The following is a 1,448-nucleotide window of genomic DNA, read 5'->3' as shown; positions in this document are numbered from 1 at the left end:
TGAACTGCCCCGTAAATGTTAGACGCTAAACTAACATTTGCGGGGTGTTTTTTATGGCTAGATTTACAGCCGAAGAAAAATTCAATATGATAATGCGCTATTTAGAAGGCAATGAAAGTTATGAGGAAATAGGAAGGGAATTAAAGGTCAGTAAAAGCGTGATTCAAGGATGGGTAAGACTTTATGAACACCAAGGGGCTGAGGCATTCTGTCAACCCTATACAACTTATACACAACAGTTTAAACTAGATGTACTGAGTTATATGAACGAAATGGGTACATCCTCTCTTGAGACGGCTGCAATTTTTAATATTTCGTCATCTGGTATGATAAGAAATTGGCGAAAAGCGTTTGAAATTGGTGGAATCGATGCCCTACAACCAAAGAAAAAGGGGCGTCCATCCATGAAGAAGGAAACTAAATCTGATGTCAAAAAAACATCTCCAGTTGAAGGATCTATTGAAGCTCTACGAGCTGAAAATGAACGGTTGCGAATGGAGAATACTTATTTAAAAAAGTTGAACGCTTTAGTTCACGAACAGGAAAAATTACAAACAAGATCAAAGCGCAAGTAATTTTTGAACTAAAGGCCGAATTCGATGTCGTGGAATTAGTTAAAGTCGCAGACATTCCACGTAGTACTTATTATTACTGGGAAAAAAGATTACAGTGTGAAGATAAATACGTGAAGGTAAAAGAAGCGATTGAAGCCATTTATCATGAACATAAAGGACGTTATGGCTATCGTCGCATCGCCAAAGAATTAAAGAAAAGAAATATTTTTCATGATCCAAAGACAATCAACCGATTGATGAACGAGATGGGGATAAAATGCGAAGTGAGAATGAAGAAGTATCGTTCTTATCGTGGAAAAGTTGGCAAAATCGCACCAAATTTACTAAACCGTGATTTCCATGCAGAGAAGATGAATGAAAAATGGGTAACGGACGTAACGGAATTCCATTTATTTGGTGAGAAACGTTATCTATCACCTATACTTGATTTATGTAACGGTGAGATTATTGCTTACAAGGTAATGAGCCGCCCAATTTATCAGCTTGTTGGTGATATGTTAGAAGAGGCAATCGGGAGTTTAAATTCAAGAAGTAAAGTCATTTTACACTCTGATCAAGGGTGGCAATATCAAATGAAAAAATACCAAAAAAAGTTAGAGAAACATAATATAAGACAAAGTATGTCCCGTAAGGGAAATTGTTTGGATAACGCCGTCATTGAGAACTTCTTTGGCTTATTGAAGTCTGAGCTTCTTTATCTACAAACGTTTGAGAATATGGAACACTTTGAACGAGAATTACATGAATATATCGAGTATTACAACCATAAACGAATGAAGGCAAAATTAAAAGACCTAAGTCCAGTAGAATACCGAACTCAGGTCCTTGAAGCTTCTTAAAATATTTGTCTAACTTTATTGGGTCAGATCACAT

General features: G+C 36.3%; 1 protein-coding gene. It reads left to right on the top strand.

The window, feature by feature from the left end:
• Window positions 1-53 precede the first annotated feature (53 nt).
• A protein-coding gene (locus FG382_RS22500) for an IS3 family transposase (protein ID WP_142541080.1) occupies window positions 54-1,414 on the top strand; the annotation gives its coding sequence in 2 pieces (ribosomal slippage) (window positions 54-510 and window positions 510-1,414; 1,362 coding nt in all).
• Window positions 1,415-1,448: the final 34 nt, after the last annotated feature.

Source organism: Psychrobacillus lasiicapitis, from assembly GCF_006861795.1.
Lineage (GTDB): Bacteria > Bacillota > Bacilli > Bacillales_A > Planococcaceae > Psychrobacillus > Psychrobacillus lasiicapitis.
This window is presented reverse-complemented; position numbering and strand designations above follow the sequence as displayed.